Genomic DNA, 17627 nt, shown 5'->3' on the forward strand with positions numbered 1-17627 from the left:
CATGATGAAAATATTACGCCGTATTCCACTTTATTTAGTGAAAGGAATTAAGCTTATTGCGGTTTTGATAGAAGCAATTTATATCATTTTCCGTTACGGTATGCACAAAAATAATATGAATCCTAAAAATGCACGTCATGTGCAATATTTTTGTCGCCGTTTGTGTGCTACGCTGAATATTCATGTGCAAGTACATGGAGAAGTACCACAGCAAACTGCATTATGGGCGAGTAACCATATTTCATTTTTAGATATCCCTGTGTTGGGTTCGGCAGGACGTGTATTCTTTTTGTCTAAAGCAGAAATTGCAGATTGGTTTTTGGTAGGCTTTTTAGCCCGTAGTGGCGGTACATTATTTATTAAACGTGGTTCAGGTGATGTTAATCGTGTGAGTGAACAAATGGCAGATTATTTACGCCAAGATGTTCCTGTGGTTTTTTTCCCTGAAGCAACGACGACTAATGGCGAAAAAGTAAAGAAAATTTATGGTAAATTATTTGTTTCTGCTATAGAAGCACAAAAACCGATTCAAATTGCACTTATTTGCTATTTAAATGCACAAGGACGGTTGGAAAAGAATATTCCTTTTGTGGATATTGGATTTGTTGAACACGCACGCAATGTGTTTGATATTGATTATAAAGTGCAAGCTCATGTTAAATTTTTACCACCTGTTGATGTAATAGGGCATGATGTGCGTAGCCTGACGGCTTTAGTACAACAACAAATGGAGCAAGGTTTAGCAGAATTGCAGGCACAAGTGATTACACAAAAGTAAATTATTTGTTTGTAAATAGCTAATCATGTGTAGAATATGAAGTGAAAAGCTATATTTCATACAAAATGGCACAAAAGCACCACATATTGATGAAATTTGCCATTGCAGTTTAGTGTGATTTCAGTTAATTTAATAGCATAATAACCTTGATAGGTAACTAACCATGAAAAAAGTACTATTAGCAATGATGATGTTTAGTTTATTTACAGCTCAAGCTTACGCATCAGAAGCAGAATGTAAAAAGCTAAAAGATGATCGTGATATTATTTATGCTGCTAAAGGCTTCTGCTTTAAAGATGATGAAGCGAAAAAGAAATTTGGTACAGATTGTTATACATCTAGCCCCAAATTTTCTGATAAAGAACAGCAACGCTTAGATGAAATTAAAGCACGTCAAAAAGAATTGAATTGTAAATAATATTTGTCAATAATAAAAGTCGCTAAATCTAACTTGTGATTTGGCGATTTTTACATCATAATTGAAGGAGTTAAACAATGAACTATGATGACCAAAATATTTTTGCTAAAATTTTGCGTGGTGAAATTCCTGCAATGAAAGTTTATGAAGATGATAAAACCCTTGCCTTTATGGATATTATGCCACAGGCAGCAGGGCATACTTTAGTTATTCCTAAAACACCTGCAATCACATTATTAGATATTCCTGCTGATGATTTAGCATATACCATGCAGATTGTGCAAAAAGTGGCTCAAGCAGTAAAAAAAGCAATGGATGCACAAGGTTTAGTTTTAATGCAACTTTCAGGTGAAAAAGCAGGGCAGACTGTACCACATATCCATTTCCACATTATTCCAAGTTCAGTACATGAATTAGGAAAACATGGTGGTCAAATAGGGGATATGGAACAAATCAAAGCATATGCTGAAAAAATTAAAGCTGTTTTAGCTGAATGATGAGCAATTGAATTTGATAGACAAGTTAAGGTGCGGTAACGCACCTTTTCAATTTATATCTGATATTTGTTTGAGTTTCTTAAAAGTAAAATGTTAAATATTCAATATAAAATAGATAGTGTTAATTTACATGATTCTGCTCAACGTGATGAGTGGGGACGATATCTCTATTGTATTCAACAGCAAAATAAAAAATATTGGCTTAAATATCAGTTGAATGTAGCACAATATCAGCAAAAACAAAGTTCTTTTGAATATGAATTAAAAGTTTATAATTTATTGCATAGTATCCAAACTCATTTAATATTAGACTATCAAATTATTGCATTTCAAGATTTAAAATTAGATCAGCAATATTGGCAGAGTACATTATGGCAACATCAACAACATTATCCCCATTTAAATATTTTAATTTTGGCTGATAGTCAATCAATTTTTAATCAAGCACCTCCTGATGATTTTGCACAATGTAAGCAGATAATTTTATCAGTAATGGATTGTCTTGCTAATATTCATCAAGCAGGTGTAATTCATGGTGATATTAAAGCAGAGCATTTTGTACAATATCAGCAAAGTGTTTATTTGATTGATTTTGAACAAGCTGAAACCATGTGGTTAGCTAAACCAGCAGAGCAAACTTTAACTGCAACGCCCCATTATATGGCATCTGAATTATTTTATGGGCAAGCAAAAAATATACAAAGTGATATTTATGCTTTAGGTATTGTGTTATATGAATGGTTAAGTCAGCAAACCATAGCTCAAAGTAAACAACAGCAAAAACATATTGAACAAAAATTAAATTATCGTCAATGGCAACAATTACATCAACAGGGTATAGTTGTAAAATTGGAACATCATTATCAAGTTTTTCAGCCTATTTTAAAAGCGATGTTAGCACCATTAGCAGATAGAGTAAGTAGTATGGCTGAAGTATTAGAAATGATGGAAAATATAAATTATCAATAAAAAACTGAACTTTATGATAAAGTTCAGTTTCGTTTTAATTATAAAAGATTTAATATCATCTAAATCAATTAGAAAATAGGAATATTCGGTGGAGCAGGCTTATAGGTACAAACAAAACTTAAACTAATAATAGTAATTAAGATCACTGAAAATAAGAAAAAGCGTTTTGCCCACTGTTGTTCATTTTCTGCTTTAAAACCAATCCAACCTAGATAAATCCAGTAACCACATAATATATTATTTAAAATCACTGACCAAATATTTGTATAATCATAAATATATAAAATATTGACACAAATCATAAATAATATCATATACACCATACATTCAATTTTAGTACGGAGAATAGAGCGGGCAACAGGTAAAATTGGAATGCCTGCATTTTTATAATCATCAAAACGATAGATTGCAATAGCCCAAGAATGTGGCATTTGCCAAAATGCGTAAGCAAGGAAAATCACTAAAGCTGCTAAATCAAATTCACCTGTAACAGCCGTATAGCCAATCACGGGTGGACTTGCCCCTGAAAAACTACCAATAACAGTTTGATGAATATTATGTCGTTTAGACCATAAACTATATAATACAACGTAAACAAAAAAACCTAAAACTGCAAAACCAAAAGCATAGGGATTGATTAAAAACCATAAAATAGAAAAACCAATGATACCTAAAATAGCTGCGTAAATTAATGCAATATTTGGACTAATGGTTTTTTGTACTAAAGCACGATTTTGGGTACGTTGCATACGATGATCAATATCTTGATCAATTACATTATTGAATACACAACCTGATGCCACAACGAATAGTGTACCAAGTAAGGTATAAGTGAGAAGCAAGAAATCTATTTGCCCTTGGGCGGCTAAAAAGAAGCCACCCAAAGTAGTAACGAAGTTACCAAATAGAATCCCTGGTTTAGTCAGGAATAGATACTTTTTAAACATAGCGATGTTTAGTAAAGCATCATGTTACTATGAAGATAGTTCATAATCCAAACAGAGCCAATCAAAAGAGCGGCAATTGTGAGGATTGTATAAGTGAACGCAATCACGTTCCAGCGTTGTTCAGGAGAGCTATTCATATGTAAGAAATAAATCAACTGAATTAACACTTGTGCTACCGCAGTAATGCCGATAACAGCCATTACACCTGTACCTTTAGAGCCTGACATTACCATACCAAACGGAATAATCGTTAAAATGATAGATAATACAAATCCAATGATATAGTGCTTAGTGCTACCGTGAACTTCATGATTGTGTTCATTATGATGTTGATTACTCATCTTACAGAACTCCCATCAAGTAAACTACGCTAAATACACAGATCCATACGATGTCTAGGAAGTGCCAGAATAAACTTAAGCAAGCTAAACGGCGAGTAACAGGAATAGTCAAACCAAATTTTTTGATTTGATACATTAATACTGCCATCCACACTAGACCTGATGAAACGTGAATACCATGTGTACCAACTAGGGTAAAGAATGCAGATAAGAATGCACTTGTGCTAGGACCATGACCAGCATGAACTAAATGATTAAACTCATAAACTTCCATGCCAATAAAGCCAGCACCAAATACAAAAGTAATTGCTAACCACATTAAAACTTGGCTGGCATTTTTCTTTTGTTGTGCCAATACTGCAAAACCAAAAGTAACAGATGAAATCAAAAGGAGCATTGTTTCAGTTAAAACAAAACCTAATGAATCACTAAATAAATCTGCTGCACTTGGTGTACCTGGTGGTACGTTCTGACTAAGAACGGCATAGGCAATAAACAGCGTACCGAACAAGATTAAGTCAGTCATTAAATATGACCAGAAACCAAAGACCGTGATATCGGTATCATCATGGTGATGATGTTCATCATGTCCATGGCTGTGATGAAGTACTTCGCTCATATTCTTAGTCCTTCTTCAAATGTTGTTCAAGAAGTGCATAACGTTCATTTTCGATACGTTCAACTTCTGCTGCTGGTACATAGTAGTCCACATTCTTAGAGAATGAACTTGCAATTAAGCTGATGATAGTACCTGCTAATGATGCAATCACTAACCACCAAATATGCCATACTAAAGCAAAGCCCATAACACTTAATAACATTGCCATACCAAAGCCAGCTACACGATTTGTAGGCATATGAATATCTTCATATTTCTCAGGGCGTGTATAAGCAACACCATTTTGTTTATCAGTCCAGAAACGGTCAATACCAGCACCGTTAGGAAGATGAGCAAAGTTATAGAATGGAGGAGGAGAAGACATTACCCATTCAAATGTACGACCATTTTTCCATGCATCGCCAGTGTAGTCCATATTTTGTTTGCGTTGTAAGAAACCAAACACAATTTGTAATACAAGGCAGATAATACCGAATAATACAAGTACAGAACCAAAGAATGCGATATTTAAGTATGGTTCCCATTCTGGATTTGTATAAGTGTTCAAACGGCGAGTCATACCCATGAAACCAAGAATATATAATGGCATGAATGAGAAATAGAAACCGAAGAACCAGAACCAGAATGAAGCTTTACCCCAACCTTCATGTAATTTCCAACCAAACATTTTTGGCCAGTAGAATACAAGACCAGCGATTAAGCCAAATACTACACCACCGATAATTACGTTATGGAAGTGAGCTACAAGGAATAAAGAGTTATGTACTAAGAAGTCAGCAGGCGGAATAGCCATTAATACACCTGTTAAACCACCAATACCAAAAGTTACAAGGAAACCTAGTGTCCAAAGCATTGGTGAAGAGAATGTAATTTGACCTTTGTACATGGTAAATAACCAAGAGAATAATTTAACACCAGTAGGAATGGCGATAATCATGGTCATAATACCGAAGAATGCGTTTACGTTCGCACCAGCACCCATTGTAAAGAAATGGTGTACCCAAACGACTAGTGATAATACTGTAATTGCTACAGTCGCATAAACCATTGAGTTATAACCGAACAATGATTTACGGCAGAATGTTGCAACGATTTCAGAATATAAACCGAAAGCAGGCAATACAAGTAAGTATACTTCTGGGTGACCCCAAGTCCAAATCAAGTTTACATAAAGCATTGGACTACCGCCAAGCTCATTAGTAAAGAAGTGGAAGTCGAAGTAACGGTCAAGAGTAAGCATTGCAAGCGTACCAGCAAGTACAGGGAATGTTGCCATGATTAACACACATGCACAAAGTGCTGTCCATGTGAAAATTGGCATATCCATTAACTTCATGCCTGGAGCACGCAATTTAATGATAGTTACAAAGAAGTTTACACCTGTAAGTGTTGTACCTACACCAGAAATCTGAATTGCCCAAATGTAGTAATCTACACCAACACCTGGTGAATATTGGATACCTGAAAGTGGAGGATAACCCATCCAACCTGTCGCAGCAAATTCACCAATTGCAAGTGAAGCCATTACTAACCCAGCAGAGCCAGTAAATAACCAGAAACTTAAAGAGTTAAGTAAAGGGAAAGCAACATCACGTGCACCGATTTGTAAAGGTACAATAATGTTAAAGAATGCTGTAACTAAACCCATCGCTACGAAGAAAATCATGATTACACCATGAGCGGTGAAGATTTGGTCGTAGTGTTCTGGATGTAAGTAACCTTCACCGCCATTTTTAGCGAGAAAGAGTTGTAGACGCATCATAATTGCATCGGCGAAACCACGCAAAAGCATGACAATCGATACAATTACATACATAATACCAATTTTCTTGTGGTCTACAGTGGTAAACCACTCATTCCACAAATAGCCCCATTTTTTGAAATAAGTGACAGCACCAAGAATGGCGATAGCACCAATAATCATAAATGCAACTGTTACCAATACGATTGGATCGTGTGGGATTGCATCAGGACCTAATTTACCGAATAAAAATGACATCTTTTTATTCTCCTACTTGTGCGACATTAGCACAGATATTGTCTTTTGCCGCTTCAGTTACATCACTTGTTTGACTATCATTATGATAGTTACTCATATAGCAGTTAATGACTGAAGGGAAAATGCTAAGATCTGCAGAAGAGTAATAAGTTACTGGGTGTGGCTTAGTTGGATAAGCCCCTTCTTCTTGAGCAATTTTAGCTAATTTCTTCTGTGTTTCTGATTCATGTTCAGCATTTTTAACCATAGCATCAATTTGTAATTGAGAACGGTTACCATCGCGTAAAGATTTAAATACAGCCTTATCTAGCATACCTTGCTGGATAGCGTATACTGGTTTACCATCTTGTTCACCAACTACAACAGAATCACCTTTACCGTCTTTAATGGTTTGTACCCAAGCATTAAAATCACCTTCAGTTAAGCTATGTGCTTTGAAGTGCATTTGTGAGAAACCATAGCCACTATAAGTTGCTGAGAAACCGCTATATACACCTGGTTCATTTGCTTGTAAGTTAAGGTGTGTCTGCATACCTGCCATCGCGTAAATTTGACCCGCTAACTGTGGAATGAAGAATGAATTCATTGTAAAGTTAGAAGTAATACGGAAATTGATAGGTGTTTGCTCTGGAATACGTACTTCATTTACCATAGCAATATTTTGCTCTGGATAAATAAAGATCCATTTGAATTGTTCAGCAATGACTTGAATCGTTAATGCTTGTTTGTCAGATTCTAGCGGACGATAAGGGTCATATTTATGAGAACCCCACCATGTTAAAGTTGCTAGAACGATAATAATGATAACAGGAATCCCCCAAACGACAACTTCAATCGTTGTTGAGTGGTTCCAATCAGGTTTGTATTCTGCGCCTTTACCTGCACGATACTTATAACTAAACCAAATTGCCATGATAATCGTTGGAATAACAACTAAAAGCATGACATAGATCGAAATCATCATTAAGGTACTAAGACCTTCAGCGATAGGACCTTTTGGATTGATGAGTACCATATCGCCGCCACAACCAGAAAGCAGGGCGGTTAGCAATGTTAAAGACAATACAGCTAATTTTGTTTGTCTCATGTTACAACCTCAATCAAGAGTTTATGTCCCATTAAATTCGGGATTAGCGATAAAAATGTCGCATGATTGAAAAATACTGCAAAAAAACGCTACAATTTTTTTCAATGATGTAACAACGTTATCTTATAGCCATATTATGCACTAAAATTCAAAACTATGCTACCACTTATCAACAGAAAAGTGAAATAAAATAACCCGATTGAAATGCTAGGAATTTTAATAAAAACATAGACTTGTTTTTGTTGAAATTGTACTAAATTGAGGGATCTATCACAAAAAAACATTAAAAAAGAAGAGCAGGAAATACTCTTCTTTAATAAAAACATATAAATAATATGTGATAAATTATTGAGCAATATCAACGACTTTAGTCTTAGCTAAACGGTCATGTAGGGTTTGATTTTGTTTACTAAACAACATCACAAAATCAACAATTAATACGATGATTAAGAGTGGGAAGATTTGTGCAATTTGAAAAATCATAAAAAATACAAATGAACGGATAATAAATGCTCTCCCACCTGTAGTGATTTTATTGGTATTTATATCAACAATCTGTAATTTGAATAATTTTTTGCCAATACTTTGTCCAGAACGGCGAATTAAATCATTTTGAATAAATAAAATAAATAGGGTATAACCTAATACTGATAAACTTACCCAGTTGGGTAATGATTGGGCAAATTCCAGCATGAGTTGATTTTGTTCTGCTGATGTTTGTGCTTGAGCAACTTTATTAAGAAAAGTTTGATCAAGATAAGAAGCATATAAAATAATCTGTGGAATAAATAAAATTCCCCAATCAACTAGTTTAGCAATACAACGTTTGCCCACGCTGGCTAATCTGATATTTTGATTATTATTTATATTATCATTATTTGCCCGCCCTGTGAAAACAGATTGCTGGATAGATGTTTGTTCAGATGTTGTAAATGGACTTTGATTAGCCATCGTCTGTGGTTGATAAAAATGCTGACCCTGTGTAATTTCCCCAATTGGTTTCCATTCTTGCATACCTGCATGCCACATTAAATCAGTAAGTAAAACTTGCTGACTTTGGAGCATTTGGTTTAATTGTTCAAGACTATAAGGACCAGCTTGTTGATTATTACGAGCTAGATAAATTTGTAGTTCCGACATAATAAATCCTAAAGTTTATCAAGGTAATCATAAAGATGAATAAATGTACCTGATTTTAACGGATTTTTCAATTCATAATCTGTGAATATTAAGTATAGATTACACACTCGTCATATATTGTGATACTATGATGATGTATTTAATAGTTATGCTCTATTGATGTATCCTGTTGTGTAATGGGAAACCACTGCTGATTTAGTAAATTATAATCATTTACTAAGTTATTTTGTACTTGACGCATATCAAATAATTTTATATCTTTAGGTAACTGAATTAAAATTGGTAGACGAGAGAAACCATTTTCTCCCATATTGAGTGCATAAAGATGATGTGAGTTCGAAGAAAGAGACATTTGCTCTTCTTCAATATAAAGCATAGTAGATGGATGAATATCTTTCATCATCATTATATCTGAATAGATTTTTTGTTTAATTTTGTATATTTTATTTAATGTTTCACTAATCAGTCGAGTAAAATTTGGTTTTTTTATAAATATTCTTTTTAACCAAAACATACTATCTATTTCGTGTTCTTGAGCATATAAATGTTGAAGCTCTTTTTGTAGTTTGATTTCTTGTTCAATCCCTGTCTCTAAAATTTTGAATAGGTCATAGATGACTTTTTCAGCTTTTTGATTCTGTAACTGATACTCATTATCATGATAATATAAAAAAATTTCATGATGACGTTTTTCAGTAATTGCATTCCATGCTAATAAACGATTCATAAAATTTTGTACTTGATGGTTTAGTTTAAATGTGGATTGATTACAAATGTTATTATAATGAACAATTAAGTTAGTGAAAAATAAACGTGTGCAAAGGTAAAAGTAAGTATAATCATCTTTAGTTTTTGCCAGATGGCGTAGAGCATAACTTATTTCTTGTAATAAATATACAGAAATACTTTGTTCAAGTTCGAAGAGACGAGATTCTAATGGTTGATGAAAAAAACTTTTGGAATTTAAGTTCTTTTCAAAAGCGGGCATTGTATGATTCTGTAAATTGTAGTTGATTTTTTTAGAAAAATCAATTGCTTGTTTAGAGACCTCACGAGGAATAGTAAAAAATAATTGAAGTTGCCGTTGAGCGTCTTGTAATATCATATCAAAACCATTAATGTTTGCTGTTTGCTGTTTGCTGTTTGCTGTTTGCTGTTTGCTGTTTGCTGTTTGCTGTTTGCTGTTTGCTGTTTGCTGTTTGCTGTTTGCTGTTTGCTGTTTGCTGTTTGCTGTTTAGGTAATGTATTTCTGCATTAACCATTATGGTAAATCCCAAATAAATTAGAATATAATAATGATTATTATTATAATGTAACCTTATAATACAAGCAATAGCAGATATAAATTATTCATAACAAAAACGCACCGAATATCGATGCGTTTTATTCATTTGATTGAGCTGATTTAAATATTAACCAGCACGGTCAAACATCATACTACGAATATGACCAATTGCCTTAGTAGGGTTTAAACCTTTAGGACATACTGATACACAGTTCATAATACCTTTACAACGGAATAAACTGAATGGGTCGTCTAAACGAGCTAAACGTTCAGCAGTTGCAGTATCACGAGAGTCAATGATGAAACGATATGCATTTAATAATGCTGATGGACCTAAGAATTTGTCTGGGTTCCACCAGAATGAAGGGCATGATGTTGAACAACATGCACATAAAATACATTCATATAAACCATCTAAATGTTCACGGTCTGCTTGTGATTGTAAACGCTCTTTTGGTGGAGCTGGTTGGTTATTGATTAAGAATGGTTGAATCTTGTTATATTGATCATAGAACTGATTCATATCTACCACTAAATCTTTAATTACTGGCAAACCAGGAAGAGGGCGAATTACAATTTTTTCTGGTAAATCATTAAGGTTTTGTAAGCAAGCCAAACCATTTTTACCATTAATATTGACACCATCAGAACCACAAATACCTTCACGGCAAGAACGGCGGAATGTTAAAGTTTCATCTTGCTTTTTCAAATCAAGAAGAGCATCAAGCAACATACGGTGCTTATCAGTCAATTCAAGTTTGAATGTTTGCATATATGGTTTACTATCCTTATCAGGATCGTAACGATAAATTTCAAAAATTCGAGTACCACGACTCATCTTTACTCTCCTAATTAGAATGTACGAGGTTTAGGTTCGATTGGTTCAACGCTAAGTGGGCTGAAACGTACTGGCTTATACTCTAAACGATTGTCTTCAGAGAACCAAAGTGTATGCTTCATCCACTCATCATCACGGCGACCATAAGAATATTCTGGATGGTCAGCAGGTAATTCATAATCAAGGACTGTATGTGCCCCACGACATTCTTTACGAGCAGCAGCTGAAATCAAGGTTGCTTTTGCTACTTCATATAAGTTTTCAACTTCTAAAGCTTCAATACGAGCGGTGTTGAATACTTTAGATTTGTCTTTTAAGTGGATATTACGTACACGTGGTTCAAGAGCAAGAATTTCACGCACGCCTTTTTCAAGTAATTCAGCAGTACGGAATACACCTGCGTGATATTGAACGATTTCACGAATTTCATCAGCAACGTCTTGAGCATTTTCGCCTTCAGTTGATTCGTCTAACTTACGAATACGAGCTAATGTTTTTTCTAATACATCTGTTGGTAAAGGGATGTATTCATCAGTACATTCTTTAGTGATGTATTCAATAATATGCTTACCAGCAGCTTTACCAAATACGACTAAGTCTAATAAAGAATTAGTACCTAAACGGTTTGCACCATGTACTGATACGCAAGAACATTCACCAATCGCATAGAAACCTTTTACAGGTTTAGTATAGTTGCGATCGCCTTCGTATGTATATTCTTTAGTCTCTTTATTATAGTGTGCTTTTAAAGGTGTAATTTCTTTACCTTCTGGTACACATACTTGACCGTGAATATTGGTTGGAATACCACCCATCTGATAGTGAATTGTTGGTACAACAGGAATTGGCTCTTTAGTACAATCTACGTTAGCGAATTTTTTACCAATTTCAAATACAGATGGTAAACGCTTCATAATTGTTTCAGCACCTAAATGCGTCATATCAAGTAAGATATAGTCAGCATTTGGTCCACAACCACGACCTTCTTTAATTTCTTGGTCCATTGAACGAGATACGAAATCACGAGGAGCTAAGTCTTTAAGTGTTGGTGCATAGCGTTCCATAAATGGTTCGCCATCTTTATTACGCAAGATACCACCTTCACCACGACAACCTTCAGTTAAAAGCACCCCTGCACCTGCTACACCTGTAGGGTGGAATTGCCAGAATTCCATATCTTGTAATGGAATACCTGCACGAGCAGCCATACCTAAGCCATCACCTGTGTTGATATAAGCATTGGTAGAAGCACGATATACACGACCTGCACCACCTGTAGCAAATAATGTTGCTTTCGCTTGGAATACTGCAACTTTACCTGTTTCTTGGTCAATTGCAGTTACACCTAACACATCACCATTTTCATTGCGGATTAAGTCAAGAGCAATCCATTCTACATAGAATTGCGTACCCATTTTTACGTTACTTTGGTACAATGTGTGTAACAATGCATGACCTGTACGGTCAGCAGCAGCACAAGCACGAGGTACAGCTTTTTCACCATAGTTTGCAGAGTGACCGCCAAAAGGACGTTGATAAATCGTACCATCTTCATTACGGTCAAAAGGCATACCTAAATGTTCTAATTCATAAACCACATAAGGTGCTTCACGGCACATAAATTCAATTGCGTCTTGATCACCTAACCAGTCAGAACCTTTTACAGTATCATAGAAATGATAATGCCAGTTATCTTCCTGCATGTTACCTAATGATGCACCAATACCACCTTGAGCAGCTACGGTATGTGAACGAGTAGGGAATACTTTAGTTAAAACGGCAACTTTTAAGCCTGCTTGTGCAAGTTGGTAAGATGCACGCATACCTGAACCACCACCACCAACGATGACAGCATCAAAATTTAGCATTTCAACATTAGTATAATTTTCATTAACACTAGCCATGATATATTCCTATTAGTTTGCCCAGAAAATCTGGATACCCCAGATTGCATAGACAACGACTGCAATCACAACCGCAGTAGTTAAGACAAAACGTAAACTTTTTGCTTTTTCGCCCATTTGACGAGTAGTTACATAGTCAGTAAAGACTTGCCACATACCAATCCAAGCATGAGCAACCAATGAAAAAATTGCCAATAAAGAGAATAACTTCATTGGTAGGGTCATCATAAAGCCAGCCCAATTTTCATATGTTACTTCGCCAGTACAAATAAACCAACCAAGCAATACAACGGTATAAACCGCTAAAACGACAGCACTTACACGTTGGATAAACCAATCACGAGAGCCTGAACCTGTTAAACCAGTAGCACTTTTCATTAGAACATAATCCAGATAAAGGCTGCGATAATACCAATCACAGATAAAATCAATGAAATTGTGGCAGCAGTACGACCACTTTGCAGTTCTTCATTAAAGCCAAGATCAGCAAATAAATGCTTGATACCCATAATAAAGTGATAAATCAAGCCTGCAACAAATACCCAAATGATAAAACGTGCAGCAATATGATCAAACACTTTTTGAACGTAGGCAAAACCTTCAGGCGATGATAAAGAGCGATCTAAAAGCCAAAGAAAAACTGGCACCAATAAGAAAACGATAACACCCGAAATACGGTGTAAAATTGAAGCAATTGCGACAGGCGATTTTAGGTTTACCGCTAAAATCTGATCTGTAGACAAATTGACAGGTCTGTTGCTTTTCACAGCGGGCATCCCATAAGTTAAAACTTCAATTGAAGTTTGTTTGAATTAATTGAGAAAGCTGGCAATCTTGCCTGCTTATTTTAAATAAAACGGTGTTGTTTTTAAAATAAGCATACAAGCAATTTAAAAACATTGGAATTATATAGCCTTATTTAACAAAATACAAATAAAGAATGGACACTTTTTAAAATTATTTCACTTAAATAATAATCAATATCATGTATTTAGCTTCTGTGGATAAATTTGTGTATAACAGAATGTACTATGTTTTTTATTTTATTGAATATTTTTATAAAGTGACATTTTGCCTCATAATAATTTTTTAGACATTTATTTGATGAATAATTGATATTATTGGATTTATATACACAATATGTTACATATATTTTATTATAAAATGATAATTATTATTCACTATAATAATGATTCGAGATCTATTTAATTAGGTGATAATAAATTAGTGCTAATTCATTGAATAATAATTATAAATGAATTAGAATGTAAATAAGTAATGAATTTACATGATGAACAAAATGTAATCAAATACACAGCGTATTAGGCTTTAGTATGATTGACAAAATGTTGATAGTATAAGATTCTAATGCACATCAAATTTTTACTTGCGATACTTATTTTGAAACTTTTAATAAAATTGGTAGAGCAAAATTTTAAGATTCATTTTATTTATTTAGACAGGAGAATGTAAATGTCTGAATCTAAAAAAGCAACGTTAGAGCTTAATGGAAAAAAAATTGACTTACCTATCTACAGTGGTACATTAGGTCCTGATGTTATTGATGTAGGTAGCTTGTTAAAAGAAGGTCATTTTACGTTTGACCCTGGTTTTATGTCTACATCTTCTTGTGAATCTAAAATTACATTTATTGATGGTGATAAAGGTATTCTATTACACCGTGGTTATCCAATTGATGAATTAGCAACTAAAGCGGATTATTTGGAAACTTGTTATTTGCTATTAAATGGTGAGTTACCTACACCTGAACAAAAAGCTGATTTTGATGAAAAAATCCGCAATCATACTATGGTTCATGATCAAGTAAGTCGTTTCTATAATGGTTTTCGCCGTGATGCTCACCCAATGGCAATTATGGTTGGTGTAGTGGGTGCATTATCAGCATTTTATCATAACAACTTAAATATTGAAGATGTGAACCATCGTGAAATTACAGCGATGCGTTTAATTGCAAAAGTACCTACTTTAGCAGCATGGAGCTACAAATATACTGTGGGTCAGCCATTTATGTATCCACGTAATGATTTAAGCTATGCTGAAAACTTCTTATATATGATGTTTGCTACGCCAGCAAATCCTGATTATAAAGTAAACCCAGTATTTGCTCGTGCGATGGATCGTATCTTTACTTTACACGCAGACCATGAACAAAATGCTTCAACTTCAACAGTACGTTTAGCAGGTTCTACTGGTGCTAACCCTTATGCGTGTATCTCTGCTGGTATTTCTGCACTTTGGGGTCCATCACATGGTGGTGCAAATGAAGCAGTATTAACGATGCTTGATGAAATTGGTAGCGTAGAAAACGTTGCTGCATTCATGGAAAAAGTGAAGAAGAAAGAAGCAAAATTAATGGGCTTCGGTCATCGTGTTTATAAGAACTTTGACCCTCGTGCGAAAGTGATGAAAGAAACATGTGATGAAGTATTGGCTGCTTTAGGTCATAGCAATGATCCACAGTTAGCTTTAGCAAAAGAGTTAGAGAAAATTGCATTGAGCGATCCATACTTTGTTGAGCGTAAATTATATCCGAACGTAGATTTCTATTCGGGTATCATCTTAAAAGCGATTGGTATTCCAACTGCAATGTTTACAGTAATCTTTGCATTAGCTCGTACTGTAGGTTGGATTAGCCACTGGTTAGAAATGCACGCTGGTCCATACAAAATCAGCCGTCCACGTCAGCTTTATACTGGTGAGACTGAGCGTCATATCAACCGTTAATATTATTTTGATGGTTAAAAGAGTATCCGTAAGGGTACTCTTTTTTATTTATATCCTTGATTAATTGTGGTTATTTTATGATGAAACAATAGATATATTTTAAATATATCTTATTTATATACGTTATTTTATCGTGGAATAATAGTTGTATTTAAAATACATGTTATTAAAATATCCATGATGATTAACGATGAGTGATTAAAAATGAATATTTGTCAATTATTTGGTATTGAATACCCAATTTTATTATCTCCTATGGCAGGTGTAACCACACCACAACTTGCAAGTGAAGTTTCTAATGCAGGAGCTTTGGGTGCATTAGGTTTAGGTGCGAGTAGTGTTACACAATGTCGTGAACAAATTTTAGCAACACAAGCTTTGACCAATCAACCATTCCAAGTGAATTTTTTCTGTCATCAAACGGTACAACCTTGTGTGGAAAAGCATCAACAATGGCTTGATTATATTCGCTCTGAATTTGAAAAATGGGGAGCAGAAATTCCATCACAGTTGAATTGTATTTATCCTAGCTTTTTAGATGGTGATGAATTTTTAAATGTGATTTTAGAAACTGGCGTAAAAATAGTAAGTTTCCATTTTGGTATTCCACATCAACATCAAATACAAACCTTAAAACAGGCAGGTATCATCACAATGGTAACTGCAACTAATTTAGTGGAAGCTCAAGCGATTGAACAAGCGGGTATTGATGTAATTATTGCTCAAGGTGTTGAAGCAGGTGGACATCGTGGTATTTTCCATGCGGAGCGTGATGGGGCAATGACTACTTTGGAATTAGTGAAATTATTAAAACAGCATATTTCACGACCAGTTATTGCTACGGGCGGTTTGATGACAGGGCAGGATATTCAACAAATGTTACAAGCAGGTGCTGATGGTGTACAATTAGGTACAGCGTTTATTCAATGTTCATCTTCTAATGCGAATCATGCCTATCGTCAAGCGTTATTTGCTCAACCGCAAACACAAATTACATCATGTATTTCAGGACGACCTGCCCGTGGTATTATTAATCAATGGCATAATTTAGATACAGCTCAGCGTCCTGATGTGGCAGATTATCCTTATGCTTATGATGTGGCAAAACAATTACATGGTATTGCTAGTCAGCAGGGCAATCAAGATTATGCAGCATTTTGGGCGGGAACGGGTGTGAGTAAAATTCGTGATTTATCAGCAACGGATTTAGTCAAAACCTTAGTACAGGAAATGCAAGGATAACAATAGTCACTTAGCAGAAATAGTGTATACATTTTAAATTAATGTATGCACTTTTTTAGAAAAATGCCCATAATCCTTATTTCAACGCACGCCCCTTTTTATCAAAATAAAACACTTCGTCATTTAAATACGCCACCACTTTATTTTGATGTTTACCAACCATAAAGGCATCAATTTTATCATAAATAAATGGCACAACTTCCACGCCTTGTTTGTTAATACAGCCTGATTTGCCATTCTTTTTGATACAAACAATGGGGTGGGTAAAATAATTATGCGTGTCGTATTGTGGCGGAGCGATTTCATTAAAACCCTTATCAATAAATCCCCATTTGTCATCTTTACGCACCCACGCAAAACCATCAAAGGCAAAGGGTTCTACATAGTCATATTTACCAAATGCCAATAATTCATTTTGGTTTTTGTCTATAAATCCCCATTGCCCGTTTTTATTGGCACGAATAAAGCCGTATTGATTGGGACTATCCAAATGCTTATAAATAAATGGAATAACCACTTGATTATTTTTATCAATCATTCCCCAATAGTCGCCCAATTGCACCGCCGATAACCCTTGTGAAAAATCATCAACTTTATCATATTGAGTAGCAATGACAATTTGACTTCTCTTATTGGCAAAGCCATATTTGCCTGTTGTTTTGTTTTTGATAATAGACATATTATCAGAGTAACAACTGCTGGTATGATTGTCTATTTGTGGGCGTTTGCACCACGCATTTGCATTGGCATTGGTGGAAAACAAAACCGTGCCAATTAGAATTGGAAAAGCAAATAACAACTTTTTCATAATATTACCA

The 17627-nt window shown here is 34.8% G+C and carries 19 protein-coding genes; 6 read left to right on the forward strand and 13 right to left on the reverse strand.

The features are described 5' to 3' along the window. The first annotated feature begins 1 nt into the window (after position 1). The 4 genes from LU301_RS04090 to LU301_RS04105 all read left to right on the forward strand — a co-directional run bounded on the left by LU301_RS04090 (position 2) and on the right by LU301_RS04105 (position 2662). Positions 2-778, forward strand: a complete 777-nt coding sequence (locus tag LU301_RS04090) for a lysophospholipid acyltransferase family protein (protein ID WP_305272874.1) — start codon at positions 2-4, stop codon at positions 776-778. 163 nt (positions 779-941) lie between these two features. Further along, a complete protein-coding gene (locus tag LU301_RS04095; RefSeq protein WP_305272877.1) occupies positions 942-1196 on the forward strand; it encodes a YARHG domain-containing protein in 255 nt (84 codons plus the stop codon). A gap of 77 nt (positions 1197-1273) precedes the next feature. Then, positions 1274-1693: an HIT family protein gene (locus LU301_RS04100; RefSeq protein ID WP_305272880.1), complete on the forward strand. Its 420-nt coding sequence runs from the start codon at positions 1274-1276 to the stop codon at positions 1691-1693. A 90-nt stretch (positions 1694-1783) separates the two neighbouring features. Further along, on the forward strand, positions 1784-2662 hold the full coding sequence (locus LU301_RS04105; RefSeq protein WP_305272883.1) for a protein kinase domain-containing protein: 879 nt from the start codon (positions 1784-1786) through the stop codon (positions 2660-2662). 68 nt (positions 2663-2730) lie between these two features. Here the strand turns inward: LU301_RS04105 and cyoE are convergent, their stop codons facing one another. From cyoE to sdhC, 12 genes are all read right to left on the reverse strand, one after another. Further along, entirely contained in the window at positions 2731-3609 is an 879-nt protein-coding gene (cyoE, locus tag LU301_RS04110; protein ID WP_305272886.1) for a heme o synthase, read from the reverse strand. Positions 3610-3617: 8 nt separating this feature from the next. Continuing rightward, positions 3618-3950 carry a cytochrome o ubiquinol oxidase subunit IV gene (cyoD, locus tag LU301_RS04115; RefSeq protein WP_305272889.1) on the reverse strand — a complete coding sequence of 111 codons (333 nt, stop codon included), beginning with the start codon at positions 3948-3950 and terminating at the stop codon, positions 3618-3620. 1 nt (position 3951) lies between these two features. Further along, positions 3952-4569 carry a cytochrome o ubiquinol oxidase subunit III gene (gene cyoC / locus LU301_RS04120; RefSeq protein WP_305272892.1) on the reverse strand — a complete coding sequence of 206 codons (618 nt, stop codon included), beginning with the start codon at positions 4567-4569 and terminating at the stop codon, positions 3952-3954. Between the two features lie 4 nt (positions 4570-4573). Continuing rightward, complete coding sequence (cyoB, locus tag LU301_RS04125; protein ID WP_305272895.1) at positions 4574-6568, reverse strand: cytochrome o ubiquinol oxidase subunit I; 1995 nt, start codon at positions 6566-6568, stop codon at positions 4574-4576. Between the two features lie 4 nt (positions 6569-6572). Continuing rightward, positions 6573-7655 (reverse strand): ubiquinol oxidase subunit II, encoded by a 1083-nt coding sequence (cyoA, locus tag LU301_RS04130; protein ID WP_305272898.1) that lies wholly within the window; start codon positions 7653-7655, stop codon positions 6573-6575. Between the two features lie 345 nt (positions 7656-8000). Beyond that, entirely contained in the window at positions 8001-8795 is a 795-nt protein-coding gene (locus LU301_RS04135; RefSeq protein ID WP_305272901.1) for an RDD family protein, read from the reverse strand. 139 nt (positions 8796-8934) lie between these two features. Further along, positions 8935-9900, reverse strand: a complete 966-nt coding sequence (locus LU301_RS04140) for a hypothetical protein (protein ID WP_305272904.1) — start codon at positions 9898-9900, stop codon at positions 8935-8937. Between the two features lie 10 nt (positions 9901-9910). Further along, positions 9911-10057, reverse strand: a complete 147-nt coding sequence (locus tag LU301_RS04145; RefSeq protein ID WP_305272907.1) for a hypothetical protein — start codon at positions 10055-10057, stop codon at positions 9911-9913. A 150-nt stretch (positions 10058-10207) separates the two neighbouring features. Next, a complete protein-coding gene (locus LU301_RS04150; protein WP_305272909.1) occupies positions 10208-10918 on the reverse strand; it encodes a succinate dehydrogenase iron-sulfur subunit in 711 nt (236 codons plus the stop codon). 14 nt (positions 10919-10932) lie between these two features. Beyond that, a complete protein-coding gene (gene sdhA, locus LU301_RS04155) occupies positions 10933-12822 on the reverse strand; it encodes a succinate dehydrogenase flavoprotein subunit (RefSeq protein WP_305272913.1) in 1890 nt (629 codons plus the stop codon). A 12-nt stretch (positions 12823-12834) separates the two neighbouring features. Then, positions 12835-13200, reverse strand: a complete 366-nt coding sequence (gene sdhD, locus LU301_RS04160) for a succinate dehydrogenase, hydrophobic membrane anchor protein (protein WP_305272918.1) — start codon at positions 13198-13200, stop codon at positions 12835-12837. Next, the gene (sdhC, locus tag LU301_RS04165) at positions 13200-13598 is read right to left on the reverse strand and encodes a succinate dehydrogenase, cytochrome b556 subunit (protein ID WP_305272921.1); all 399 of its coding nucleotides are present in this window, start codon (positions 13596-13598) and stop codon (positions 13200-13202) included. Before sdhC ends, sdhD begins: the two co-directional genes overlap by 1 nt. A gap of 697 nt (positions 13599-14295) precedes the next feature. Between sdhC and gltA the strand changes: the two genes are divergently transcribed. Together gltA and LU301_RS04175 are read left to right on the forward strand one after the other, a co-directional pair. Then, positions 14296-15567: a citrate synthase gene (gene gltA, locus LU301_RS04170; RefSeq protein ID WP_305272924.1), complete on the forward strand. Its 1272-nt coding sequence runs from the start codon at positions 14296-14298 to the stop codon at positions 15565-15567. 204 nt (positions 15568-15771) lie between these two features. Beyond that, positions 15772-16809, forward strand: coding sequence for an NAD(P)H-dependent flavin oxidoreductase (locus LU301_RS04175; RefSeq protein ID WP_305272927.1), 1038 nt, complete (start codon positions 15772-15774; stop codon positions 16807-16809). Between the two features lie 76 nt (positions 16810-16885). Here LU301_RS04175 and LU301_RS04180 read toward each other — a convergent pair whose 3' ends face one another. After that, positions 16886-17617 carry a WG repeat-containing protein gene (locus LU301_RS04180; RefSeq protein ID WP_305272930.1) on the reverse strand — a complete coding sequence of 244 codons (732 nt, stop codon included), beginning with the start codon at positions 17615-17617 and terminating at the stop codon, positions 16886-16888. Between the last annotated feature and the right edge of the window lie 10 nt (positions 17618-17627).

Origin of the sequence: Moraxella sp. ZY210820 (assembly GCF_030674635.1) — a bacterium.
Taxonomy (GTDB): Bacteria; Pseudomonadota; Gammaproteobacteria; order Pseudomonadales; family Moraxellaceae; genus Acinetobacter.